Origin of the sequence: Akkermansia sp. N21169 (assembly GCF_029854675.1) — a bacterium.
GTDB lineage: Bacteria > Verrucomicrobiota > Verrucomicrobiia > Verrucomicrobiales > Akkermansiaceae > Akkermansia.
In genome coordinates, this window is sequence record NZ_JARWNC010000020.1 from 1 (window position 1) to 866 (window position 866).

The window sequence follows — 866 nt, forward strand, 5'->3', positions numbered from 1 at the left end:
GGCGAGGGCGGCCGCCTTGCTGCCGGTGCCCGCGAGGGTGAGGGAGGCGTCCCTGCCGGAGGCGGCGAGGGTGCCGCCGAAGTCGGCGAGGGTGCCGGCGTAGGAGGCTTTCCCGGTGAGGGTGAGGTTTCCTTCCCCGGCGAGGGTGCCCAGGCCGTTCCAGGCGGTGAGGGTGGCGGAGGTGTCCGGGGTGTCGAGGACGAGGCGGGTGGCTTCCCCGGTGACCAGGGCGATGCCGTCGAGGGCTCCCGCGGCGGTGAGGGTGGTGGTGCCCGCCCCGAGTTCGAGGGTACCCGATCCCGCCGCGCCGCCGAGGGCCTTGACGGTGCCGGCGATGGCGGCGCCGGAGGCGAGTTTCAGGGTGGAGTCTCCGCCCAGGAGGATGGAGCCGGAGGCTTTGTCCAGGGCGCCGGCTTCGAGGACGGACTTGGCGCCGGTGAGGGCGAGGGTGCCGTCCCGGCCGATGGAGAGGGTGCCGACGGCGGCCGAGGCTCCCTGTCCGGAGAGGGTGAAGGTGGCGGCTTGCGCGTCTCCGTCGCCGACGGTGAGGGCGGCGATGGAGTGGGCGGCTCCGACGCGGGTCAGGGCGATGCCGCCTTCTTCGACGGTGAGGCTGCCGCCGAGGGTGGCGGTGCCCCCGATGGTGAGGGTGGCTTCACCGGTCTTGGAGAGGGCGGTGTGTTCCCCGGCGGTGAGGTTGCCGGCGAGGACGGAGTCGACGAGTTCCCCGTCCTTGTCACGGTCGTTGTAGAAGCGGACGCGGGCGGTGCCCGTCCCGTCGCTGTCGATGGCGAGGGTGGTTCCCTTCTGTCCGCTGAGGTATTTGACGGTGAGGGGTTCCGAGTCGCTGCCGGGCAGGGTGATGC

At 72.7% G+C, this 866-nt stretch carries 1 protein-coding gene; it reads right to left on the reverse strand.

Going from position 1 to position 866, the window contains the following annotated elements:
- Positions 1-866 (reverse strand): hypothetical protein (locus QET40_RS00360; protein ID WP_345783034.1); only part of this gene is annotated, 866 nt, incomplete at both ends.